This window comes from Flavobacterium sp. PLA-DH12 (assembly GCF_059511845.1).
Window position 1 is genome coordinate 199,950 of sequence record NZ_JCAMPD010000003.1, and the last position, 22,931, is coordinate 222,880.

Genomic DNA, 22,931 nt, shown 5'->3' on the forward strand with positions numbered 1-22,931 from the left:
TTTTTAAGGTTCTAAGTTGCTAAGGTTCTGAGGTTCTAAGTTTCCTAACTTGAAACTTGAAACAAAGAAAACTTGAAACTAAATTTTATTTATTTTTCTCGAACGTATTTTTCTACTATAACACGATCTACGCCTAATTTTTCTACTTTTTCTATACCCTTTTGAATTAAGGTGTCGTTTTGAACTTTCACCACAAATTCAAATTTGTTGTCTTCCCAATCGCGATTGTTGAAAAACTCTAAATGTTCTGTATAAATACTGTCTTTTAAAGTATATTTTCCGCCTCCGCCAAAGAATAATGCTGCTGTAGTATCTTTTCCGTGTTTTAAATCATGATTAAAAAAGGCAAAATGTGTATCGTTAATAATTTTAATCATTTTTGTTTTTGAATTGAAAGTCGAGAATGTTGAATCTTTCTCAGTCGTTTCAGCTGATATAAGACGCCAGGTTCCTTCAATCGGATTTTGTTTTTTTTCTGAATTGCAAGAACTAAGGGTAATGATTAAAACTAAAATTGATACTGCTTTTTTCATGTTTTTGTGGTTTTATAGTTTGTTTAATTGTTTAAGGTTTCACGTTTCAGGTTTCAGGTTTCACGTTCCAATAACTTGAAACTAAATCTGCTCTGCCATTTCTAGCGCTGTGTTTAAAGCTCTTAATTTATTGTAAACTTCCTGCATTTCACTTTCTTCGTCAGAGCTTGCTACGATTCCGGCTCCAGCTTGACAGTGTAATTGATGGTTTTTAGAAAGGAAAGTTCGAATCATAATGGCGTGGTTAAAGTTTCCTTCAAAATCCATAACTCCGATTGCACCTCCGTAGAAGTTACGATTTGTTTTTTCGCATTCTTCAATCAATTGCATCGCTCTGTGTTTTGGTGCGCCGCTTAAAGTTCCTGCTGGAAAAGTATCTGCTACAACTTGCATTGTAGTTGCTTTGTCGTGTAAATGTCCTGTAACTTTAGAAACTAAGTGAATTACGTGAGAGAAAAACTGAACTTCTCTGTATTTTTCTACATTTACATCATGTCCGTTTCTGCTTAAATCGTTTCTAGCTAAATCAACCAGCATAACGTGTTCGCTGTTTTCTTTTTTATCTTCAGAAAGTTCTTTAGCTAAAAGTGCGTCACGTTCATCATTTCCTGTTCTTTTGAAAGTTCCGGCAATTGGGTGAATTTCAGCTTTTCTGTTTTTTACGATAATTTGAGCTTCTGGCGAAGAACCGAATATTTTGAAATCGCCATAATCAAAAAAGAATAAATATGGAGAAGGGTTAATGCTTCTTAAAGCTCTGTAAACATTGAATTCGTCGCCTTTGAAACCTTGAGTAAATCGGCGAGAAAGAACCAATTGAAAAACATCTCCGCGGTAGCAATGTTTTTTAGCTAGAGCTACATTTGTTTTAAATTCTTCATCGGTTAAGTTAGAAAAACCTTCGCCTTCTTTAGAAAATTTATAAGAAGCAATATTTCTAGATTGTAACAATTGCTCGATTTCAGCAATATTGTTTTTATTATCTACGCTGTGGCAGAAAATATAAGCTTCGTTTTTGAAGTGGTTAATCGCAATAATGTTTTGATATACTGCATAAAAAACATCTGGAATTGAAGTTGCATTATCTTTTTTTGCAATTGAAACTTTTTCGAAGTAACGAACAGCATCATAAGAAATGTAACCAAACAAACCATTATTAATGAATTTAAAATCGTTTTTTTCTGATTGAAACTGACTTGAAAATTCCTGAATTACCTGAGGAATATTTGTTGATGCATCGATCAACGTTTTCTCAGAAGTTCCGTCTGGGAAAGTTTTTGAGATTGTCTCATTTTCGATTTTTATAGTAGCAATCGGATTGCAGCAGATATAAGAGAAACTGTTATCATTTCCGTGGTAATCACTACTTTCTAGTAATAAACTATTTGGGAATTTATCTCTGATTTTGAAATAAATGCTTACTGGCGTAACCGTATCTGCCAGAATTTGTTTGTAATGTGTATTAAGAATAAAAGGTTTCAAAATATATAGTTTTATGTTGTTCGTTAATTTGTTTTCAATTGGATCAAAAAAAAAGGGCTTGTCGTGATGACAAGCCCTTTATATATTTATATTTTTTACAATACCATAGGAAGCTTCGTTCACGACGTCTGACGTAAATTGCTCCACCACCAAGTATTGTTTAAAATTGTTCTCATTTCTTTATTTTGATGTGACAAAGATATAAATGTAATTTTAATTAGAGTACATAAAATTTGAAAAAAAACTTTTCGAATCTGTGAAATTTGTTAAATTTTGATTTGAAACGCTTCTATAACTCCTTAGTTTCCAATTGCTATTGTGTTGTTTACATTTAATCTGAAATCTGGATTTCCTTTGATGTTTGGAAGCGCAAATAACTCGTTAAGTTTCATTTTTGTATATTCTATTCCGTAAGCTGGGTTTCCATAGTAGCTTTTTATACCTGGAATATTGCTTCCAGATTCGCTTTCAATTTCACCTTGGCAATTATTTGCCACAACGTTTTTAAAAGTAATTTTTGAGAGATTGGCTTCACCATTTCCGATATTTCCTTCCAATAAAATGAAAGGAGCAAACCCAGAAACGACACTATTAGTTAAGTTGAAAAAAGTATTTTCTCTAATGTAAGCAGATTCTCTAACCAAACCTTGATTGTTTTCTTCTAAATTAACCAAAGTGATGTTGCTAGCATTAATTTTGGTCATTTTTTTAGTCATATCTGTACTAGCAACTTTCTCGTATGAATCTACCTCAAAACATCTTGATCCCGAAATATCTGAAGAAAATGGGTGACGAATGGCAATACTGTTCGTAATATTAATTTGAGCACCTTGCGTAAAATCAAAATCGTCGTCTGTTGTTCGGTATGAAACTAAATTGCTTAGATTCAAATCTCCGCCGTAACATTCAAAAGAATCATCATTTGAATAACTAATTTGTACATGGCTAACTGTTGTTTTTCTTCCAACGCCAGCAAGAGAAAGACCGTTTAATTCTTTTGATGCACTTAATTTTCTTCCTGCATATTCGATTCTCACATACTTCATAATTCCTGAATTATCTTCTGGATCTTGACCTCCATAATGATTTAAAGTTGGATCTAAATCGAAAGGTAAAGTATGAATGCCTCCTAAAGAATTTATAGGAGCTTTTCCTAAAACAATAATTCCGCCCCAGTCGCCAGGTTTCCTGTTATTTATTTCATTTTCAGATGTAAAAACAATTGGGTCAGTTTCTAGTCCTTCGGCCATAAGTTTTGCACCATTTGTAATTACTAAAGTTCCGCAGGTTTTATCATCGCCACGAATAACCGTTCCAGGCTCAATAGTTAAAGTTGCATTGTTTGTAACATACACAACACCAACTAAATGATAAATATTACGCTTTACTAATCGCGTGTCTTTATCAATTGTTCCAGCAATTATATTGGTTGCTTCGCCATAGTCATTCGCAGCCGGTCTAAAGCTCGTCCAGTTAGTCATCCAGTTTGTAGTACCAGTTATTCCTTTTGGCTGTTGCTGAGCTTGTGCGAAAAAGCTGATAATGAAGAGTATGTATGCAATATGTAGTTTTGTTTTCATAACTATGACTTTGATTTCTAGTTTTTGATTTTTTTTAATTGCCCCAAAAATAGAAGCCGTATGTTAATCAAAGTCCTGATACTTATTACGAAAGAGTTATTATATTATTAAGAAGGTTAAGGTTTTGAAAAGTTTTTTAAAAAATAAACCCCGACAGTTTAAAACTGTCGGGGTTTACTGTATTTCTGAATTAGTAAGGCTTAATTATTAGAATTTTAAAGCTACTGTCAATTCGAAATCATCATTGATGGTTTTATCTCCTAAGTTTTCGAAGAAGTTACCAGAGTTGTATTTAATATCGTATTTAGTTCTGTCAACTTTGAAAGCTGTTGTAGCAGTGTTTCCTTTTACAGTGATATCAAAAGTTACTGGTTTAGTAATTCCTTTGATAGTTAAATCTGCAGTTACAGTATAAACGTCAGCAGATTTTGCACCGATAGTTTTGAAAACTAATTTTGAAGTTGGGAATTTGTCAGTTCCAAAGAAATCGTCAGCTTTTAAGTGACCGTTTAATTTTCCTTGGTATTCTCCAGTTAAATCTGTAGAAGTTAATGAAGTCATGTCAACTGTAAAGTTACCACCAGCTAATTTTTTTCCTTTGAAAATAACAGCACCATCTTTGAAGTTTACAGTTCCAGAGTGCTCTCCAGTTACTTTTTTACCTACCCATTTAATAGTAGATGCTTTTACGTCGATTTTTTTAGTTTGAGCGTTTACTGAAATTCCAGCAGCTGCTACGAATAATGCTATTGCAATAGTTTTTAAATTTTTCATGTTTTTAAAATTAAATTTGAATTTGATTAATAAATAATTATAGTGTGATAAATAATTCCTCGTGTGATTTTCTAACTTTTTTCTGGTGCTGAGATTTGTCGTCATCATGTCTGTAACCTACAGTTGCAATAACTGAAGCGTTTAGACCTAATTTATCGAAACCTAAGATTTCATTAAATTGAGCCGCATTGAAACCTTCCATAGGAGTTGCATCAATTTTTAATTCAGCCGCAGCGTTTAATAAGTTTCCTAAAGCTAAATACGTTTGTTTTGCAGTCCAGATGTGTTTTGCATCTTCAGATAAATTTGAAATTACATTTTTCATCATATCGCTGAAACCTCCTAAAGCTTCTGCTGGAACACCTCTTACTTCGCTAATGTTGCTAATGTATTTGTCAACAGAACCTGCATCAAGGCTTAAATCATTTGCAAAAATGAATAGGTGAGAAGCATCAGTAATTTGAGTTTGTCCCCAAGCTGCGCCTTTTAATTTTTCTCTCAATTCTTGATTTTCAACAATAATTACTTTGTATGGTTGTAATCCGTATGAAGAAGCACTTAATCTAACGGCTTCTTTTAGTGTATTTAAATCAGCGTCTGATATCTTTTTTGTAGCATCAAATTGTTTGGTTGCGTATCTCCAATTTTGATTTTCTAAGAAATTGCTCATAGTTTTTATTATTTTATTTGTTGGTTCTAAATTTTTCTAATAATTGATTTAAGAAAACTAATTCTTCTGGTTTTAAATTGTCAGCAAATGTGCGCTCATGCTCATCTACTTTTGGATCTAATTCTTTTAAAACGTCTAGTCCTTTTTGGGTAATCAGAACTTCAATTTTTCTTCGATTATCTGGACAGACATTTCTAGTAACAAAATCTTTCAATAATAATTTGTCAACTAATCGTGTTGTATTGCTCGTTTTAGCAAGCATTCGCTCTTGTATCACGCACATATTAGCAGGTTTTCCTTTTTGCCCTCTTAATATACGTAACACATTATATTGTTCTCCAGATAAGTCATACGGTTTAAGCAACTCGTTGAAATGATCCTGAACCACATTTTGCGTGTACATGATATTCAGAATAACTTTTTTCGCATTATCCATCTTAACCGTACTCTTAATAACCTCTTCAATTGTCATAGTCGTAAGTGTATAATTTGTATATACAAATGTATAACTTTTAATAGTTGTATATACAAGTGTTGTGTTAATTTTTTGTTAATCTGTTTAAATGCGTTTTTATAAAGAACTGAATAGAGGTCTTTTAAGAATAAAAGTAAGTTAATTTATCGTTGTAATGTGTTGATATATTGTTATTTAATGATTTTTTAAAGTCTAAAAATAATTTTAGGCTGAAAAATTAGAGAACAACTTTTTTGTAAGATAATTTTAAACTTAAAAACATTCAAAATCAGCTCATTTCACGATTTATTGGAACTCAGACAGCAAAAAACCTTTCGCAATTTGCTTGAAATTAGCAATTTCTGTGTTTACCCAAGCTTCATTGTGACCAATTTCTTTGGCAATTACTCTTGCTGTTTTTTCCGAAACTTCAATTGCAGCTCTGGCATCTAGGAATAATAAACGAACTCTTCTTGCCAATATATCATCAACAGTTCGTGCCATTTCGTAGCGAATTGCCCAAACAACTTCTGCCATCGTAAATTCGTGATTTGGATGCAGTTTTTCTTTTAATGCCGGTTCGCTTTCTTGCAACTCGATTATTTTCGAAATATCTGTACCATATATATAGAGGTGATTTTCTCTGTCGACAGAAGTTGTAGGTTGGCTGCCGTGAATAGAAAGATGTTCTGTTGTACAGGTTCTCTTTGGTAATTTGTCTGTTTTGATGGCTTTGTCAATTATATCTTCAGCAATTTTTCGGTAAGTGGTCCATTTTCCTCCTGTAATAGTAATAAGACCAGTTTCTGAAACTATAATTTTATGGCTTCTAGAAACTTCTTTAGTACTTTTACCTTCTTCTTTGGGTGCAGCCAATGGACGCAAACCTGCAAAAACAGCTAATACATCTTTTCTTTCTGGTTTTTTTGCTAAGAATCGCTGTGCAGTTTCAAGTACAAATTGAATTTCGCTTTCTAAGGCAATTGGTTCTAGACTTTGTTTCTTTATTAAAGTATCAGTCGTGCCAACTACAACTCGATTATGCCACGGAACCGCAAACAAAACTCTTCCATCTTTTGTTTTCGGAATCATTAAGGCATGATCTCCGGGAAGAAATGATTTATCAAAAACCAAATGAATTCCCTGACTTGGAACAATATATTTTTTATAAACGTTATCATTGAGTTTCATGATAGTATTTGTAAAAACTCCTGTAGCATTTATAATAGCAGAACCTTTTAATTCGTATTTAATTCCGCTTTCTTGATCTTGAACCTGAACTCCAATTACTTGATTGTTATTGTTTTTTAATAAATTAACAACTTTAGTATAATTTAAAACACAAGCTCCGTTTTCTACCGCAGTTTGAGCAAGATTGACAGCAAGACGAGAATCGTCAAATTGTCCATCGTGATAAATTACGCCATTTACTAAACCATTTTCTTCTACGTTAGGAAGCATTTCAATAGTTTTCTTTCTTGAAAGATATTTTGAACTGCCCAAACTTAGACTGCCAGATAAAAGATCATAAATTTTTAATCCGATGGTATAAAAATAACCGCTTAGCCAATGATAATTCGGAATAACAAAAGATTGATTTTTTACCAAATGACTTGCGTTTTGTGCCAGTAGTCCTCGTTCTTTTAATGCTTCTCTAACTAAATGTACATCTCCTTGCGCCAAATAGCGTACTCCGCCATGAACCAGTTTAGTGCTTCGGCTTGAAGTTCCTTTTGCAAAATCTACCGCTTCAAATAAAATGGTTTTATACCCACGACTTGCCGCATCAATTGCAGTTCCTAGTCCGCTTGCACCTCCGCCAATAATTATTACGTCCCAATTTTCTGTATTTTGTAGTTTTAATAACTGCTCTGAGCGATTCATATTTTTTACGGGACTTTTTGTTTAAAGCAAACTTAACGAAATGAAATTAAAAATTGATGAAGAAAAAAGTTTCAGGCTTCAGGTTTCAAGTTTCAAGTTTCAGGTTTTCGGTAGGCAACGTTAAACAAAAACAAACCCGACAGATTCATAGAACATGTCGGGTTATCAATTGTATATATTGTTTATTTAGCTCAATCGTTTTTCAAATGCTTTTCTTGCAGAGCCTCTAAAATAGACTTCTCCGCAATACGTATATTTTAATCTGTCTAAAATTTTCAACATCGGAGTATTATCGAAGTTTGTGTCTACTTTTATACTGTAAATTTTATTTTCGACAGATAAACCTTCGATGCTCTCAAATAATTTGGTTGCAATCCCTTTTCCTTTTGCCAATTTCGAAACGGCTACACGATGCACAACAGTATAATTGCCATCAGTAAGCCATTTGCCTTCGATATTTTCGTAAGCAGGCTCTTTGTCAAAAATAATAGCTGCATAAGCCAGAATGGATTCGTCTTCTGTAAAAACATATCCATAACCATTTTCGATATCGCTTTTAATCGAAAGCTCGTTCGGATAGCCATCTTGCCACTGCGTGCTTCCGTCTAATCGTCTTTGTTCAATTGCATCTTGCAGTATTTCCCAGATTTGAGGTATTTCTGAAAGATTTGCTTTTCTTAGAGATAGCTTTTCTGTTGTATTCATTTTTTAATGAGGCAATTTATCTTTAATCAAACCATAAACCCAAGTTCCAGCAATGGCGCTAACCAAAGTAACTACAATTACTGTAGCTCCTGTACCAATTTGAGCAAAAAGCGGACCTGGACAAGCTCCAGTAATTGCCCATCCGAAACCGAATAATAAGCCACCGTAAATTTGTCCTTTGCTGAAAGTCTTTGGTTGGATTTCGATTTTTTCGCCATCAAGAGTTTTGATATTGAATTTTTTAATCAATTGTACTGATATTAATCCAACTACGACAGCGCATCCAATTACGCCATACATGTGAAATGACTCTAGATTGAACATTTCCTGAATACGAAACCAGCTGATGATTTCTGCTTTTACGAATACAATTCCGAAAAAGATACCAACAACTAAATACTTAAGATTTCCTAATGCAGTTTCTTTTTTCTGGCTTGCGTTGATTCCTTCGCCGTCTATATTTTTATTTTCTAAATTCATTTTCTAAATTTTAAAGTGAAAGAATATAAGGTAAAATCAAAAGTGCCATTACAAAACCACCAATCATAAAACAAATTGTAGCTACCAATGAAGGCCATTGTAAGTTTGATAATCCCATAATTGCGTGCCCGCTTGTACATCCGCCAGCGTAACGAGTTCCGAAGCCAACTAAAAATCCACCAACCACAATCATAATAAATCCGCGAAGCGTTAATAAACTTTCCCAAGAAAATAATTGTGCAGGAACCAAACCACTATGATCTGTGATTCCGTAAGTTGCTAATTTCTCTGATAATTCAGGAGCAATCTCTATAGGATTTGGATTCGATAAAAAATGAGCAGTGATAAAACCGCCTAGAAATATTCCTAAAACAAAGAATAAATTCCAACTTTCTTTTTTCCAGTCGTATTTAAAAAATGAAATATTTGCAGGAATACAAGCCGCACAAATATGACGAAGAGAAGAACTAATCCCGAAAGATTTGTTTCCGATAATTAATAAAATTGGAACAGTTAATCCAATCAAAGGGCCTGCTACGTACCAAGGCCATGGTTCTTTAATGATTTCTAACATATTTTTTTAGGTTCTAAGGTACTAAGATTCTAAGGTTCTAAGTTTCTTTAGATTCTGAGTTGTTAAGTCCCAAAGGTCAAAAATCTTAGAACCTTAGAATCTTAGCAACTCAGAACCTTTAATTATTTTAATACTTTGCTTTGGCAAACAAAATCAGATTTAGGAACATTGGTTTTAGAAATTGCACCAAAACCGCCTTCAACTTCAGAGAAATTTCTGAAACCTCTTGCTTGAAGGATAGAGGCAGCAATCATACTTCTGTAGCCTCCTGCGCAATGCAGATAAAAATGCTCATTTGGATTAATGTCTTTTACCCAGTCATTAATATAAGCCAGAGGTTTGCTGTAAGCATCGTCAATATGTTCTGCTTCATATTCTGTTTCTTTACGAATATCTATTACTTTGTCTTCGCCAAGTTTAAATTCATTTGCAAATTGCTCTGCTGTAATTCGGTTTACAGTGTCTATTTCGAAACCTGCATTTTGCCAAGCTTCAAAACCGCCTTCCAAATGTCCAATAATCGTATCAAAACCTACACGGCTTAAACGAGTTACCGTTTCTTCTTCCATGCCAGCGGCGGTAACCAATATAATTGGCTGTTTTACATCGGCAATTAGAGTTCCAACCCACGGCGCAAAATCACCATTGATTCCGATATTAATAGACTGCGGAATAAATCCTTTACTGAAATCAGCTGCACTTCTTGTGTCCAGAATTAAAGCACCAGTTTCTTCAGCTACAGCTTCAAAATCTTTTACGTTTATAGCTTTCATTCCGTTGTTTAAAACAGTTTCAAAGCTTTCGTATCCACCTTTGTTCATCGCGACATTCATGCTGAAATAGGCAGGAGGAGGCAATAAACCGTCAGTTACTTCTTTGATAAATTCTTCTTCGGTCATATTAGCGCGCAAAGCATAATTTGTCGCTTTTTGATTTCCGATAGTAGAAACAGTTTCTTTGCTCATGTTTTTTCCGCAAGCACTTCCTGCACCATGCGCTGGATAAACGATTACGTCATCAGCCAAAGTCATGATTTTATCTCTTAACGAATGATATAAAATTCCAGCCAATTGATCTTGTGTCATTCCAGCCGCTTTTTGCGCTAAATCTGGACGTCCAACATCACCAATAAACAAAGTATCTCCAGAGAAAATGGCATGATCTTTTCCGTTTTCATCAATCAGTAAAAAAGTAGTGCTTTCCATAGTATGTCCCGGAGTATGCAATACTTTAATAGTTATTTTTCCGATTTTAAATTCCTGTCCGTCTTTTGCAGAAATGCAGTCAAATTCGCAGGCAGCATTTGGTCCGTAAACAATTGGAGCTCCTGTTTCTTTGCTTAAATCAACGTGGCCCGAAACGAAATCGGCGTGAAAATGCGTTTCAAAAATATATTTTAGTTTAACGCCATCACGCTCTAAACGATCCAGATAAGGCTGAATTTCTCTAAGCGGATCAATAATGGCCGCTTCGCCATTTGAAGTGATATAATATGCACCTTGAGCGAGGCATCCGGTGTAAATTTGTTCTATTTTCATGATAGGTATTGTAAAAATGATGGGATACAAAGGTAACTTTGTTTTTTAAAAAAATAGGTGACTAATGTTACAGAAATTAGGTTTTTGTGTAAAAAAAAGCGCAGTTTGCCATATTCGATTGAGATAACTTAATTTTAAGTTGAGCAATTACGCTTTAAGCTTTAATTTTGCATATGACGAATGTCATTTTAAAACAAAAAAGAAAATGAATACACAGGACTTATTAGATCAAATTGCTTTTATAAAAGAAATTGATAAAGTAAAATACATTCAGCGCAAGACAAAATTATTCAACAGCGATAGATGCGAAAATGACGCAGAACACAGCTGGCATTTGGCCTTGATGGCAATCGTTTTAGCAGAACACTCCAATGGACCCATTGATGTTTTGAAAGTCGTAAAAATGGTTTTAATTCATGATATTGTCGAAATTGACGCTGGCGACGTTTTCATTTATGATACTGTTAAAAGTCATGACAATACAGATGAAGAACGTTTAGCCGCCAATAGAATTTTTGGTTTGCTTCCAGAAAAACAAGCCGAAGAATTAATTGCAATCTGGGAAGAATTTGAAGCAGGAGAAACCAACGAAGCCAAATTTGCAAGATCAATGGACAGATTAGAGCCTTTGCTGCAAAACACATCAAACAACGGTGGAACTTGGAAGGAGTTTGGAGTGAAATATGATAAAGTCTATGAAAAGAAAAGCGTTATTAAAAATGGTTCAGAATCGATATGGTATTATGCTGAAGGTTTGATTAATGAAAGTGTTCAAAAAGGTATTTTAGAAAAATAACAAAACATAACTCGCGTAATCAAAATCAAACATAGCCTGCGGTTTCAACCGCAGGAAACGTATCGGATATGCATTGTGTTCCCGTGGTTGAAACCACGGGCTATGTTTGATCATGTAAATCTACATGCAATCCTGTAATTTCGACGAAGGAGACTCGAACGATAGCGAACAGGCGAAGCAAATCTTCGTAAGGAGCTCGAAAAAGAATGGCTTCTCGTTGCGGAGTTACTTGCGAAGATTTCTCTCTTCGTTCGAAATGACAAACTGTACCTAACGCAAAAAATGACAAGTGTCATTTTCACCCTTTAAATTGTTGAAAAGTTTAACAAATATCGGGCGATAAACTTTTTTTAAAGGAGGTTAATTCGGGTTCTAATGGTTAAATTTGTGGAACTTCATAAACAAATTACCATTATGGAAGAAATGCTCTTTTATGATCGAATGCAATTTGCCTTCACGATCACTTTTCATTATCTTTTTCCGCAACTTACAATGGGTCTTTCGTTGATCATTGTGTACTTCAAGTGGAAATATCTCAAAACTAAAGATGAACAATACAATCACGCCACCCATTTCTGGATGAAAATCTTTGCCCTCAATTTTGCAATGGGTGTTGTAACCGGAATTCCGATGGAGTTTCAATTTGGAACCAACTGGGCAAAATTCTCCGAATTAACGGGCGGAATCATTGGTCAGACATTAGCGATGGAAGGAATGTTTTCTTTCTTTTTAGAATCTTCTTTTCTTGGATTATTTTTATTCGGAGAAAAACTACTCGGACATAAATGGCATTTTGTAACTGGATTATTAATCATGATTGGTTCGTGGGCGAGTGGTTACCTAATTATTGCCACACATTCTTGGATGCAGAATCCAGTTGGTTATGAAATCCTCGAAAATGGAAAATTTGTTCTAAATAATTTTCAAGCTTTATTTTTAAATCCTTGGCTTTGGCCTTCATATTTACACAATCAAGCCGCTTCTTTGGTAACGAGTTCTTTTGTTGTGGCTGGAATTGGAGCTTTCTATATTTTAAGCAATAAAAATGTTTCTTTTGGCAAATTGTTCTTGAAGACAGGCGTTATTTTTGGATTGATTTCAAGTGTTATTGTGGCTGTTCCAACAGGAGATTTATTGGCTAAAAATGTGGTAAAATACCAACCGGTGACTTTTGCCGCAATGGAAGGAATTTTTCATACCGAAAAGAAAGGTTCAGAAATTGTTTTAATCGGTCAGCCCGATGTAAAAGATAAAAAACTGGATAATAAAATCGCTGTTCCAAACATTCTAAGTTTCCTGACTTATGGAAACTGGGATCAGGAAATAAAAGGTTTAGACCAGTTTGAAGAAGACTTGCATCCAACGAATATTTCTGGTTTGTATTATGCTTATCATATTATGGTTGGACTCGGAACAGTTTTTATTGGATTGATGGTGCTTTCGCTTTTTCAATTAATTAGAGGAAAATTGTTTGAAACCAAATGGATTTTATGGTCTCTAATGTTCATGATGCCGTTTCCGTACATTGCCAATACAACGGGTTGGTATACGGCAGAATTAGGAAGACAGCCTTGGCTAGTTTACAATTTATTGAGAACAGCAGCCGGAGCTTCACCGACGGTTTCATCAGGAAATACCTTGTTTACATTGCTTGGTTTTATCGGTTTATACCTTTTACTGGGAATGTTGTTTTTGCTTTTAATTGGAAAAATTATCAATAAAGGTCCGCGTCATGTGGAACTTTCAACAGAAAAAATATAAGTATGGAATTTTTTTGGTACGTAGTTTTAATGGGAATTCTGGCCGTTTATCTGGTTTTAGACGGTTACGATTTTGGTGCAGGAATTATTCATTTATTTTTTGCTGATACAGAAAAAGATAAAAAAGCAATTACCAATGCCATTGGTCCGTTTTGGGATGCCAATGAAGTATGGCTGATTGCAGCGGGAGGAGTTTTGTTTTTTGCTTTTCCGACTTTATATGCATCATCTTTCAGCGGATTTTATCTGCCTTTGATTATGATTTTATGGCTTTTGATTTTCCGTGCCATTGGATTGGAAATGCGCGGACAAATTCACAATCATATGTGGGAAAGCATTTGGGATAAAGCTTTCGGAATCGCGAGTTTGCTTTTGGCTCTTTTCTTCGGAATTGCTTTAGGAAATATAGTTCGTGGTGTCAATCTCGGAATGGTTCAGAATGGAGTTTCTACGCAAGAAGCGCATTTTTTCTTTTTGCCTTTATGGAATCCTACTTTTAGTCCGCAAGCAGATGAATTGGGAATTATTGACTGGTTTACGCTTTTCTTAGGAATCGTGAGTGTTGTGGCGTTGACGATTCACGGTGCAAACTGGATTATTTATAAAACAAATTCTGCTCTGAATCCGAAATTGAAAAATGTAGTTTTTAGACTGAACTTTGTTTTGTTGATTTTAGTCTTTATTTCTTTGGGAATTTGGCATTTTATCGAGCCGAAACCGTTTCATAATTTTGTTGAAAATCCGATTCTTTGGTTTTTTCCTTTAATGACTTTTGTCGGAATTGCGGGATTGTTTAAAGTTCGTTCCTTTAAAAAAGACGGTCACGGATTTCTGTTTTCGACTTTGTTTTTAGTTGGAGGATTTGCTTCTACGGCAGTTTCTATTTTCCCGAATGTTTTGCCTTCAACCAATAAAGTGAATCCGTCTTTAACGATTTACAACACAGCAGCTCATGAATACGGATTAAATGCAGGTATGAGTTGGTTTTTTATCGCTTTGTTTCTCGTGATTATTTATTTTGTTATTCAATATCGTGTTTTCAGTGGGAAAATGGATGATATTGGGTATGGGGAACATTGATTTTTTTTGTAGCCACTAATTGCACGAATTTTCACGAATTAATATTTTGAAAATATAATCAAATGCCTCCAGTTTTAACGGGAGGTTTTTTATTTTAATTTGAATTGGGCTTTAGCCAAATTTTGCGATTTTGGCTAAAGCCTTTTCATATACATTTGTTTACTTCTGGCTAAAGCTGGAGGTAATTTAATTTTATAGTGAGAAAAATATGTATTTTTACCAATCAGATAATTTTTCAAGAATTTTAAATATCTTTGAATTATGAGCACAACAGCAAAACCAAAACATATAGGACGAAACATAAGCCGAATTAGAGAGCTTAAAGGAATGAAACAAGAAGCTTTGGCAATTGCAATTGGTTTAAGCCAGCAGACTATTTCGAATATTGAAGCTAGCGAAACAATTGATAAAGAAAAATTGACTGAAATAGCAAAAGCACTTGGTGTTACTATTGAAGCAATTGAAAATTTTTCGGAAGAATCTGTTTTCAATTTCTTTAATAATTTTTATGATAATAGTTCAAGTCAAGGAAATAGTTTTAATCAAGGAATGTATGCAACTTTTAATCCTTTAGATAAAGTGGTTGAACTTTACGAGCGATTAGTTCAGGCTGAAAAAGAAAAAGTAGAATATTTAGAAAAACTACTAAAAAAATAATAGAAAACCAAAAGATAAAAATGAATTGCCTCCAGTTTTAACTGGAGGTTTTTTGTTTGAATTTGAATTAAGGCTTTAGCCAAACTTTGCGATTTTGGCTAAAGCCTTTTTTAAAAATGTTTTTTACCTCCAGCTAAAGCTGGAGGCAATTGATTGAAAATTTTAAAGACTAAAACGTCATTTTACCTGAGTCTGCGTTAGGGATAGGAGCGGTATCTCCCGATTTAGAAAAACAAGGCTTTTTAGCCGTAGTTTTTGTTAATCGGGAATAAAGCGGATAGCCCGGCCGAAGGAAACGCCCAAATTATTGTCTTCTAAGAATAAATATATTTTGGCAGTTAAAAGTGTATGATAATTTTTACGAAAGATTTAATTACAACTGATAGTTATATTCTATAAGCTGTACTGTAAGAAAAAAAAGCAGTTAATGCTTAATATTGCGTATCTAAGAATTTTTTCCCCCTAAAAAATTTTTAGCAATTCATTTTTACTAAAAGCGTAAAGCTATTTTACCTACTTAATTATGCCTTTAACAATTTTTTCCGATGAGGTTAGATTTCGTTATAAATCTAAAAACTGGCAGTATCAATTTGACGAAATTAAAGAACTTGGACTGCTCAAAAAAAAGAAAAAGTATTTTCTTGAAAATGGTGCTTTTATTGCCGTAACTGCTGCTGCATATTATTGTATGCTATTTTCTAATATAATGGATCTCTATTATATTATTCCATCAATTTTATGCTATGCTTTTATTATAGCTGCGAGGTTTAATGATAAAACTGAGTTTGTATATTTTCTTTTTGTTAAAGATATTTACCAAAAAGAAATTAAAACCAAAATAGCACCAGAGGACCGTATATTGGTTGGAAAACAGATCGATTACTATTTAGATCTTCAGTTTGAAAGAAGTGTAAAAAGAACTGCCTAACAAAAAAAAATCAGAAATGTTTGAATTTACTATTTCCCAATATGACTTTATTTTCATAATGGCAGCTTTGATGTACGGTTATTTTATTACCAAAAGAAAGAATTAACAAAAATGCTTATCATATTTCTTTATTGATGAAGCTTCAGTAATAATACCCAAAAATAAGTGTAGTTAAGCCGTTGTAATTTAACGGCTGGCTGTTTTAACTATACATGACCCCAAATCAGATTAAAAAATTATGGCCACAACAATTAAAAACAAGATTAGAAACATTAGAGAGTTAAAAAATTATACTCAAGAATATATGGCAGAAAGATTAGGTGTAACTCAGGCAGGTTACAGTAAAATTGAAAAAGGAAAGACTTCTTTGAGTTACGAAAAATTGGTTGAAATAGGAAGGATTTTAGATGTCAGCGTTGAGGATATAATTAGTTTTGATTACGATAAATATTTTAATAATTACAACAAAATAACAGGAAACAATAACGGCAGTATTTTGATTAATGCCGATAATTCTTCGGTACTTAAAGAGCTTTATGAAGACAAAATTCAGTTATTAGAAAAACTGCTTTCGAGAACCGAAATTGAGTTGGAACGCTATAAAGATAAGTTTGGAGAGATTTGAAGGTTTTAGTTTCATCTTTGTCAAAGTTATAAACTTTGACAAAGATTACTCTACAAGTGAAACTAAATAAAAGTTTTGAAATTACGGTTAGAATAAAACTTCTTTGGCAATGATATAAAATCCCATTACGAGGACAAACCATCCAAAAAGAGGTTTTAATTTTGTGCCATCTATTTTTTTAGAAAGCTGGCTTCCAATCATCATTCCGATTAAGGCCATTGCAGAAACGCTTAAAAGAAAAGTATAATTTATAGGTGTTCCAATGTATAAATCTCCGGCAAAACCTATTGAGGAATTTATGGTAATAATTAACAGAGAAGTGCCAACAGCTTGTTTCATGGGCAGTTTAGCGAAAAAAAGCAAGGCTGGAATAATCAAGAATCCGCCGCCAGCGCCTAGAAATCCAGTTACGATTCCGACCAAAAAGCCAATTAAACTAAGTTGCGGATAATTGGTTTCTGCTGCTGTTATTTCGGGCTGATTTTTTTTAATCATAGAAATAGCAGCTGTAATCATCAATATAGAAAAGACAATCATAATAAGAAAATCTTTTGAAATGGTATAAGATGCAACTGAAAACAGAGTTGATGCAATTTGAGGGAAGATTACTTCACGAATGATTAAAATAGAAATAACAGAAGGAACTGCAAAATACAAAGCCGATTTCAGCTTCAGATTTCCCATTTTATAATGGCTGTAACTTCCAAACAATGCTGTTAATCCCACAATAAATAAAGAATAAGAAGTAGCCTGATCAGGATTTACTTCAAATAAATAAACTAAAATTGGAATAGTCAAAATAGAACCGCCACCACCAATTAAGCCAAGCGAGATTCCGATTATGATTGAGGCAAAAAATCCTAAATATTCCATTGCATTTGTTTTAATGCAAAGTTGCCTCGGAAATTAGAATCCTACAGTAACATTTATCACAGAAGCTTTTTTTTCGCCACGAATTCACGAATTATTTTGTCAAATTGAGCGAAGTCGAAATGCTTTGCGAGGCTTCGACTTCGCTCAGCCTGACAACAGGAAATATTTTAGCCACAGATTAAAAGGATTAGATGGATTTTTCTATTCTTAATAAAAAGAAATCCTAATAATCCTTTTAATCTGTGGCTAAAAAAAACTATTTCAATAATTCAATCTGGTTTCTGTTGAGTTTGACTAAACCTCGCTGTTCCATTTTTTTGAGTAATCTGGAAACTACTTCGCGCGAGGTATTTAATTCGGTTGCGATTTCTTGGTGTGAGAGATTCACTTCAGAACAGCCACAAGCATCAGAGTGGCGTTTTAGGTAAAATTCTAGTCTTTCATCCATAGAACGGAAAGCAATATTATCAACTACTTCGAGAACTTCTTCAAAACGGCTTCTGTAGGTTTCAATTACAAATTCGTACCAGCTTCTATGTTCCATCATCCATTTGTCCATCAATTGTAACGGAATCATCATAACGGTAACATCTTCGACCACTTTTGCCATAATTTGGCTTTTTTCGCTTTTGGCAGTACAAATCATCGAGATTGCACAGGCTTGTCCTGGTTGTAAGTAGTACATTAAAAATTCTCCGCCATCTTCGCCTTCACGATAGATTTTGATTTTACCTTTAATAATCAAAACGGTATTTTTAATATACTGTCCGGTACGCATTAAAATTGTTCCGGCTTCAAAATCCTGAAGACTTCCGTTTTCTTCGATTGTATCAATAAGTTCGTTAGAGAAATTAGGGAATATGGTTTTTAATGAATGTTCCATTGTATTTTATTGATTTTGTCACATCGGGCACAGTTGAGATGTTTTGGTTTTCGACTTTGCTCGAACAAACAGATGTCACTTTTTAATATTTAAACTTTTATCAAAAAGAGATTAAAAATTATAATTTTTTACAAAGATAATGGATTCAAATGGTATTAATTGTCATAAAACTAGATTTGAGCATTTTTGGGGTAAATGAAAAAATCTAATTTTCTATCGATTTTGTAGGCTGAATTTTTGAAAATAGTAAGTAAATTTGTAATTCACTGATTATAATACTTTCTCTAAAACGTTTTCTGAGAATAATAATCGAAATCGCATTTGGTACGTTTTTCATATGGAGAAACGTCGTAATTTTACAAAAACACATTTTATTATGAATTTATCACAAGAAGATTGGGTTGCTCAGTTAGAGGCTGACGAAAATGCAGTTATACTTGATGTAAGAACTGAAGACGAATTTAATGACGGCTACATTGAGAATGCTCTAAATATTGATATCAATAAAGGGCAGGCATTTATCTATGAAATCGAAGAATTAGACAAAAATAAAAATTATTACGTATACTGTCGTTCTGGAGCTAGAAGCGCAAAAGCGTGTCAGATTATGAACGAATTGGGTATCGAAAACGCTTACAATCTGCTTGGAGGTATCCTGGATTGGGAAGGCGAAACAGTACAACCATAAAAGAAGAAGAGGCAATAAAAAAGCCTCTTTTTTCTTTTGAAAATAGAATTACCAGACCATTAAACAACCAAATTATGAGTTTTATACCAGAAGAATATCAGATTAATGCGCTGATAAACCAAGATACCTATCTTGTAAATGGAGAATTGAAACAATGGACAGGGCAAACCACACCTGTGTTTTCAACTATTTCTTCAACAGAAAAATATTCACCGACTTTATTAGGATCTATCCCTTTTATGGGAGAAAAAGAAGCCGCAGAAGTTGTCGAAGCTGCAACCAATGCCTATGATATGGGACAAGGTTTATGGCCTACAATGAAAGTGGTAGATCGTATTAAATGCATGGAGAAATTTGTGAAACAAATGAAAGAAACCCGCGAAGAAGTAGTGAAATACTTAATGTGGGAAATTGGAAAATCATTGGGAGATTCGCAAAAAGAATTCGACAGAACGGTAGAATATATTTACGATACCATTGCAAGCTACAAGGAATTAAACGGACGCAGTTCACATTTTGAAAAAGTGCAAGGTGTAAACGCCATGATTCGACGTGGACCTCTTGGAGTAGTTTTGTGTCTAGGACCATATAATTATCCTTTAAACGAAACTTTCTCATTGCTTATTCCAGCTTTGATTATGGGGAATACGGTAATCTTCAAACCTGCTAAACATGGTGTTTTATGTATCTCGCCATTGTTAGAAGCGTTCAGAAGCAGTTTCCCAAAAGGTGTAATCAATATTGTTTATGGTAGAGGACGTGAAGTAGCTTCTCCAATAATGAAATCTGGAAAAATTGATGTTTTGGCATTAATTGGAAACAGTAAATCGGCGATTGCTTTACAAGATCAGCACCCTAACAAAAATAGATTGCGTTTAATCTTAGGTTTAGAAGCTAAAAATCCAGCAATTATTCTTCCAGATGCCGATTTGGATTTGGCTATTCAGGAATGTATCACAGGAAGTTTGTCTTTTAACGGACAGCGTTGTACGGCTTTAAAAGTGTTGTATGTTCATGAATCAATTTCGGAAGAATTCAACAAACGTTTTGCAGAGAAAGTAGATAGTTTGCTTTTCGGAAATCCGTGGGAAAAAGGAGTTTCTTTAACGCCGCTTCCAGAAACAGACAAACCAAAATATATTCAAGGTTTAATTGATGATGCTCTTCACAAAGGAGCTAAAGTAATCAATGAAAAAGGGGGAAAACATACTGATAATTATATTTTTCCAGCAGTTTTATATCCAGTAAATAAAGAAATGCGTGTTTACCACGAAGAACAGTTTGGGCCAGTTGTTCCTGTACTTTCTTTTAAAGACATAAAAGAACCTTTAAACGATATGGCAGAATCAAATTATGGGCAGCAAGTAAGTTTGTTTGGTAAAGACATAAAAACATTGGCTCCGCTTATTGATGCTTTGGTTAATTTAGTTTGTAGAGTAAACCTCAACAGTTCTTGCCAAAGAGGGCCAGATGCTTTCCCTTTCACAGGAAGAAAAGATTCTGCTGTAGGAACTTTGAGTATTCCAGATGCTTTGCGTTCATTCTCAATCCGTACGTTTGTAGCTTCAAAAGATATTGATTATAATAATGAGATTCTGCAGGAATTGCTTAACAGCAAAGAATCGAATTTTATTAATAGAGATTATATTTTGTAGCCATCAAGTTATATATTAATTGTAGATGCCGTCTGTTGCTTTTGGTGATAGACGGTTTTTCTTTTTTGTGAGATGTGAGATGTAAAATGCAAAATGCAAAATGTAAAATGCAAAATGTGAAATGTGAAATGTAAAATGTGAAATGAATGTTTTTCGCATTTCACATTTCACGACTCGCATTTCACAATTCACCATTAACAATTAATAATTAAATTTGTAACATTGTTTTAAAAAAACAGTCTTATTATATACCAAACAATTTAAAGACATAAAAATCATTTATGAAAAAGAGATTTTTACAATTTGCATTAATAACATTCGTTCTTTTTGCCCAAGATGCTATTGCTCAAGAGCTTTACATGCCTCGAAATATAAAAAAAGCCTACGAGAACGGCACACGTTCTAAAGATGGAAAACCTGGTGTAAACTATTGGCAGAACCGCGGAAAATATAATATGGAAATTTCTGTTGATCCTAAAACAAGATTGGTTTCGGGAACAGAAACCATTATTTACGAAAACAATAGTAAAGATACTTTAAGAAACTTAGTTATTCGTTTTGTAAATAATCTTCATAAACCTACTTCGTCTCGTGGAAACGATGTGAGCGAAGATTTTTTAAGCGACGGATTAACAATTACTTCATTAAAAGTTGAAAATGAAGTATACAAAGAAGACGCTAGAAAATGGGGAACGGTTGGAAATGTGAAATTGCAGAAACCGATTTTACCGCATTCAAAAACTACCATAAATATTCAGTGGAATTATCCTTTATCTAAAGAGAGTGGGCGTGAAGGGCAGATTGACGAAACTACTTTTTTTGTAGCGTATAGTTATCCTCGCGTTTCTGTTTTTGACGATTATAATGGCTGGGATAGATTACCTCATACAGATCGTCAAGAATTTTATAATGATTTTAATGATTATGTTTTTTCTGTAAAAGCACCCAAAAATTATGTTGTTTATGCAACAGGAGATTTATTGAATCCAGATGAGGTTTTACAGCCTGAGTTTGCTTCACGTTTGAAAAAATCATACACAACAGATGAAATTTTACACATTGCAAACGAGCAGGAAATGAAAAGCGGTATCGTAACGAAACAATATGATTGGAATGTCTGGAAGTTTGAAGCTAAAAACATAACCGATGTATGTTTTGGTTTAAGCGACCATTATTTATGGGATGCTAGCAGTGTTGTTGTCGACAAGAAAACAAATCGTCGTGCTAGCGTTCAGGCGGCTTACGATGTTAAAGGAACAGATTTTGTAAATTCTGTAAAGAATAATCAATATGCTTTAGATTGGTTTTCTAACAATTGGCCGGGAGTTCCGTATCCGTTTTCAAAAATGACGGCTTTTCAAGGTTTTGCCGATATGGAATATCCAATGATGTGCAACGACTCGCAAATGGGCGATCCTATTTTTGCACAGTTAGTTCAAGATCATGAAGTAGCACATACTTATTTCCCTTTTTATATGGGAATCAATGAAACGCGTTACGCATTTATGGACGAAGGATGGGCGACAACTTTTGAATATTTAATCGGAATTGCCGAACATGGCAAAGAAGCTGCGGATAATTTTTATAAAGAATTCAGAGTAAAACACTATATAAACGATCGATCTTCAGAACAAGATCAGCCGATTATAACAATGTCTACACAGGTTTCTGGAGCAGGTTATGGAAACAATTCTTACGGTAAGGCTTCTCTTTCTTATTTGGCTTTGAAAGACCTGTTAGGAGAAGATTTGTTTAAGAAGGCTTTACATACTTATATGGATAATTGGAATGGAAAGCATCCAATTCCATGGGATTATTTTAATTCGTTTAATACTGCAACAGGCAAGAATTTAAATTGGTTTTTTAATAATTGGTTTTTTACCAACAACTATTTAGATATCGCTGTAAAAGGTATTTCTGCTGATAAAAAAACTATAACAATAGATAATATTGGAGGTTTTGCAATTCCGTTTGACGTTATTATTACTTATGCTGACAAATCGAAAGTCACACTTCATCAAACGCCTGCAATTTGGGAGAAAAATCAAAAAACAGCCAAAATAATTCTGAAAAGTGCAAAGAAAATAGCCCAAATTCAGTTAGATGGAGGTATTTTTATGGATGCGACTCCCGAAAATAATATTTTAAATGTTAAATAATTATTTAAATTTTAATAAAATAAAAAATAAAGCTGTTTTATTTAGTAAAGCAGCTTTATTTTTTTGAAAACCATTAAAAATGTCTAAAATATAGAAAAATATAGGAATATTTCTCTAAAATAGACTAGGTTTGCAGAATACTAAGAAAATACC

Annotated in this window: 22 protein-coding genes; 9 read left to right on the forward strand and 13 right to left on the reverse strand. The window is 33.7% G+C overall.

The window, feature by feature from the left end:
• Positions 1-89: 89 nt before the first annotated feature.
• The 11 genes from AC5ZCW_RS07240 to AC5ZCW_RS07290 all read right to left on the reverse strand — a co-directional run bounded on the left by AC5ZCW_RS07240 (position 90) and on the right by AC5ZCW_RS07290 (position 10,674).
• Positions 90-533: a hypothetical protein gene (locus AC5ZCW_RS07240; RefSeq protein ID WP_343541370.1), complete on the reverse strand. Its 444-nt coding sequence runs from the start codon at positions 531-533 to the stop codon at positions 90-92.
• 81 nt (positions 534-614) lie between these two features.
• Positions 615-2,015: an anthranilate synthase component I family protein gene (locus tag AC5ZCW_RS07245; RefSeq protein ID WP_496118791.1), complete on the reverse strand. Its 1,401-nt coding sequence runs from the start codon at positions 2,013-2,015 to the stop codon at positions 615-617.
• 299 nt (positions 2,016-2,314) lie between these two features.
• On the reverse strand, positions 2,315-3,595 hold the full coding sequence (locus AC5ZCW_RS07250; protein WP_496118793.1) for a beta-helix domain-containing protein: 1,281 nt from the start codon (positions 3,593-3,595) through the stop codon (positions 2,315-2,317).
• Between the two features lie 207 nt (positions 3,596-3,802).
• Entirely contained in the window at positions 3,803-4,369 is a 567-nt protein-coding gene (locus AC5ZCW_RS07255) for a YceI family protein (RefSeq protein ID WP_281633535.1), read from the reverse strand.
• Between the two features lie 37 nt (positions 4,370-4,406).
• On the reverse strand, positions 4,407-5,039 hold the full coding sequence (locus AC5ZCW_RS07260; protein ID WP_343541375.1) for an NAD(P)H-dependent oxidoreductase: 633 nt from the start codon (positions 5,037-5,039) through the stop codon (positions 4,407-4,409).
• 13 nt (positions 5,040-5,052) lie between these two features.
• The gene (locus AC5ZCW_RS07265) at positions 5,053-5,511 is read right to left on the reverse strand and encodes a MarR family winged helix-turn-helix transcriptional regulator (protein ID WP_343541377.1); all 459 of its coding nucleotides are present in this window, start codon (positions 5,509-5,511) and stop codon (positions 5,053-5,055) included.
• A gap of 288 nt (positions 5,512-5,799) precedes the next feature.
• Positions 5,800-7,377, reverse strand: coding sequence for a glycerol-3-phosphate dehydrogenase/oxidase (locus AC5ZCW_RS07270; protein ID WP_496118796.1), 1,578 nt, complete (start codon positions 7,375-7,377; stop codon positions 5,800-5,802).
• A 186-nt stretch (positions 7,378-7,563) separates the two neighbouring features.
• Positions 7,564-8,082 (reverse strand): GNAT family N-acetyltransferase, encoded by a 519-nt coding sequence (locus AC5ZCW_RS07275; protein ID WP_343541380.1) that lies wholly within the window; start codon positions 8,080-8,082, stop codon positions 7,564-7,566.
• 3 nt (positions 8,083-8,085) lie between these two features.
• Entirely contained in the window at positions 8,086-8,562 is a 477-nt protein-coding gene (locus AC5ZCW_RS07280; protein WP_343541382.1) for a DUF6691 family protein, read from the reverse strand.
• A 10-nt stretch (positions 8,563-8,572) separates the two neighbouring features.
• Complete coding sequence (locus AC5ZCW_RS07285; RefSeq protein ID WP_343541385.1) at positions 8,573-9,136, reverse strand: YeeE/YedE family protein; 564 nt, start codon at positions 9,134-9,136, stop codon at positions 8,573-8,575.
• A 122-nt stretch (positions 9,137-9,258) separates the two neighbouring features.
• Complete coding sequence (locus AC5ZCW_RS07290; RefSeq protein ID WP_496118799.1) at positions 9,259-10,674, reverse strand: MBL fold metallo-hydrolase; 1,416 nt, start codon at positions 10,672-10,674, stop codon at positions 9,259-9,261.
• A 205-nt stretch (positions 10,675-10,879) separates the two neighbouring features.
• On the opposite strand from AC5ZCW_RS07290, the gene AC5ZCW_RS07295 reads away from it, so the two are divergent.
• The 6 genes from AC5ZCW_RS07295 to AC5ZCW_RS07320 all read left to right on the forward strand — a co-directional run bounded on the left by AC5ZCW_RS07295 (position 10,880) and on the right by AC5ZCW_RS07320 (position 16,520).
• Complete coding sequence (locus AC5ZCW_RS07295; protein ID WP_496118801.1) at positions 10,880-11,470, forward strand: HD domain-containing protein; 591 nt, start codon at positions 10,880-10,882, stop codon at positions 11,468-11,470.
• A 414-nt stretch (positions 11,471-11,884) separates the two neighbouring features.
• The gene (locus AC5ZCW_RS07300) at positions 11,885-13,231 is read left to right on the forward strand and encodes a cytochrome ubiquinol oxidase subunit I (protein ID WP_343541975.1); all 1,347 of its coding nucleotides are present in this window, start codon (positions 11,885-11,887) and stop codon (positions 13,229-13,231) included.
• A gap of 2 nt (positions 13,232-13,233) precedes the next feature.
• Entirely contained in the window at positions 13,234-14,310 is a 1,077-nt protein-coding gene (cydB, locus tag AC5ZCW_RS07305) for a cytochrome d ubiquinol oxidase subunit II (RefSeq protein WP_496118803.1), read from the forward strand.
• A 261-nt stretch (positions 14,311-14,571) separates the two neighbouring features.
• On the forward strand, positions 14,572-14,967 hold the full coding sequence (locus tag AC5ZCW_RS07310) for a helix-turn-helix domain-containing protein (protein WP_343541391.1): 396 nt from the start codon (positions 14,572-14,574) through the stop codon (positions 14,965-14,967).
• Positions 14,968-15,490: 523 nt separating this feature from the next.
• A complete protein-coding gene (locus AC5ZCW_RS07315) occupies positions 15,491-15,895 on the forward strand; it encodes a hypothetical protein (RefSeq protein ID WP_343541393.1) in 405 nt (134 codons plus the stop codon).
• A gap of 238 nt (positions 15,896-16,133) precedes the next feature.
• On the forward strand, positions 16,134-16,520 hold the full coding sequence (locus tag AC5ZCW_RS07320; protein WP_281633525.1) for a helix-turn-helix transcriptional regulator: 387 nt from the start codon (positions 16,134-16,136) through the stop codon (positions 16,518-16,520).
• A gap of 87 nt (positions 16,521-16,607) precedes the next feature.
• Here the strand turns inward: AC5ZCW_RS07320 and AC5ZCW_RS07325 are convergent, their stop codons facing one another.
• Both AC5ZCW_RS07325 and AC5ZCW_RS07330 read right to left on the reverse strand, forming a co-directional pair.
• The gene (locus AC5ZCW_RS07325) at positions 16,608-17,393 is read right to left on the reverse strand and encodes a sulfite exporter TauE/SafE family protein (RefSeq protein ID WP_496118806.1); all 786 of its coding nucleotides are present in this window, start codon (positions 17,391-17,393) and stop codon (positions 16,608-16,610) included.
• A 256-nt stretch (positions 17,394-17,649) separates the two neighbouring features.
• Entirely contained in the window at positions 17,650-18,276 is a 627-nt protein-coding gene (locus AC5ZCW_RS07330) for a Crp/Fnr family transcriptional regulator (RefSeq protein WP_496118808.1), read from the reverse strand.
• Positions 18,277-18,652: 376 nt separating this feature from the next.
• Here AC5ZCW_RS07330 and AC5ZCW_RS07335 point away from each other — a divergent pair, with 376 nt between their 5' ends.
• The 3 genes from AC5ZCW_RS07335 (at position 18,653) to AC5ZCW_RS07345 (ending at position 22,778) form a co-directional block, all read left to right on the forward strand.
• A complete protein-coding gene (locus tag AC5ZCW_RS07335) occupies positions 18,653-18,964 on the forward strand; it encodes a rhodanese-like domain-containing protein (RefSeq protein WP_095929060.1) in 312 nt (103 codons plus the stop codon).
• 74 nt (positions 18,965-19,038) lie between these two features.
• A complete protein-coding gene (locus tag AC5ZCW_RS07340; protein WP_496118811.1) occupies positions 19,039-20,619 on the forward strand; it encodes an NADP-dependent glyceraldehyde-3-phosphate dehydrogenase in 1,581 nt (526 codons plus the stop codon).
• A gap of 281 nt (positions 20,620-20,900) precedes the next feature.
• A complete protein-coding gene (locus AC5ZCW_RS07345; RefSeq protein ID WP_496118813.1) occupies positions 20,901-22,778 on the forward strand; it encodes a M1 family metallopeptidase in 1,878 nt (625 codons plus the stop codon).
• The last annotated feature ends 153 nt before the right edge of the window (positions 22,779-22,931 follow it).

What these genes read in the sequence shown, in the direction of transcription:
- AC5ZCW_RS07240 (WP_343541370.1), bottom strand. Translation starts at nt 533, where the DNA reads ATGAAAAAAGCAGTATCAATTTTAGTTTTAATCATTACCCTTAGTTCT.
- AC5ZCW_RS07250 (WP_496118793.1), bottom strand. Translation starts at nt 3,595, where the DNA reads ATGAAAACAAAACTACATATTGCATACATACTCTTCATTATCAGCTTT.
- AC5ZCW_RS07255 (WP_281633535.1), bottom strand. Translation starts at nt 4,369, where the DNA reads ATGAAAAATTTAAAAACTATTGCAATAGCATTATTCGTAGCAGCTGCT.
- AC5ZCW_RS07260 (WP_343541375.1), bottom strand. Translation starts at nt 5,039, where the DNA reads ATGAGCAATTTCTTAGAAAATCAAAATTGGAGATACGCAACCAAACAA.
- AC5ZCW_RS07265 (WP_343541377.1), bottom strand. Translation starts at nt 5,511, where the DNA reads ATGACAATTGAAGAGGTTATTAAGAGTACGGTTAAGATGGATAATGCG.
- AC5ZCW_RS07270 (WP_496118796.1), bottom strand. Translation starts at nt 7,377, where the DNA reads ATGAATCGCTCAGAGCAGTTATTAAAACTACAAAATACAGAAAATTGG.
- AC5ZCW_RS07275 (WP_343541380.1), bottom strand. Translation starts at nt 8,082, where the DNA reads ATGAATACAACAGAAAAGCTATCTCTAAGAAAAGCAAATCTTTCAGAA.
- AC5ZCW_RS07280 (WP_343541382.1), bottom strand. Translation starts at nt 8,562, where the DNA reads ATGAATTTAGAAAATAAAAATATAGACGGCGAAGGAATCAACGCAAGC.
- AC5ZCW_RS07285 (WP_343541385.1), bottom strand. Translation starts at nt 9,136, where the DNA reads ATGTTAGAAATCATTAAAGAACCATGGCCTTGGTACGTAGCAGGCCCT.
- AC5ZCW_RS07290 (WP_496118799.1), bottom strand. Translation starts at nt 10,674, where the DNA reads ATGAAAATAGAACAAATTTACACCGGATGCCTCGCTCAAGGTGCATAT.
- AC5ZCW_RS07295 (WP_496118801.1), top strand. Translation starts at nt 10,880, where the DNA reads ATGAATACACAGGACTTATTAGATCAAATTGCTTTTATAAAAGAAATT.
- AC5ZCW_RS07300 (WP_343541975.1), top strand. Translation starts at nt 11,885, where the DNA reads ATGGAAGAAATGCTCTTTTATGATCGAATGCAATTTGCCTTCACGATC.
- cydB (WP_496118803.1), top strand. Translation starts at nt 13,234, where the DNA reads ATGGAATTTTTTTGGTACGTAGTTTTAATGGGAATTCTGGCCGTTTAT.
- AC5ZCW_RS07310 (WP_343541391.1), top strand. Translation starts at nt 14,572, where the DNA reads ATGAGCACAACAGCAAAACCAAAACATATAGGACGAAACATAAGCCGA.
- AC5ZCW_RS07315 (WP_343541393.1), top strand. Translation starts at nt 15,491, where the DNA reads ATGCCTTTAACAATTTTTTCCGATGAGGTTAGATTTCGTTATAAATCT.
- AC5ZCW_RS07320 (WP_281633525.1), top strand. Translation starts at nt 16,134, where the DNA reads ATGGCCACAACAATTAAAAACAAGATTAGAAACATTAGAGAGTTAAAA.
- AC5ZCW_RS07325 (WP_496118806.1), bottom strand. Translation starts at nt 17,393, where the DNA reads ATGGAATATTTAGGATTTTTTGCCTCAATCATAATCGGAATCTCGCTT.
- AC5ZCW_RS07330 (WP_496118808.1), bottom strand. Translation starts at nt 18,276, where the DNA reads ATGGAACATTCATTAAAAACCATATTCCCTAATTTCTCTAACGAACTT.
- AC5ZCW_RS07335 (WP_095929060.1), top strand. Translation starts at nt 18,653, where the DNA reads ATGAATTTATCACAAGAAGATTGGGTTGCTCAGTTAGAGGCTGACGAA.
- AC5ZCW_RS07340 (WP_496118811.1), top strand. Translation starts at nt 19,039, where the DNA reads ATGAGTTTTATACCAGAAGAATATCAGATTAATGCGCTGATAAACCAA.
- AC5ZCW_RS07345 (WP_496118813.1), top strand. Translation starts at nt 20,901, where the DNA reads ATGAAAAAGAGATTTTTACAATTTGCATTAATAACATTCGTTCTTTTT.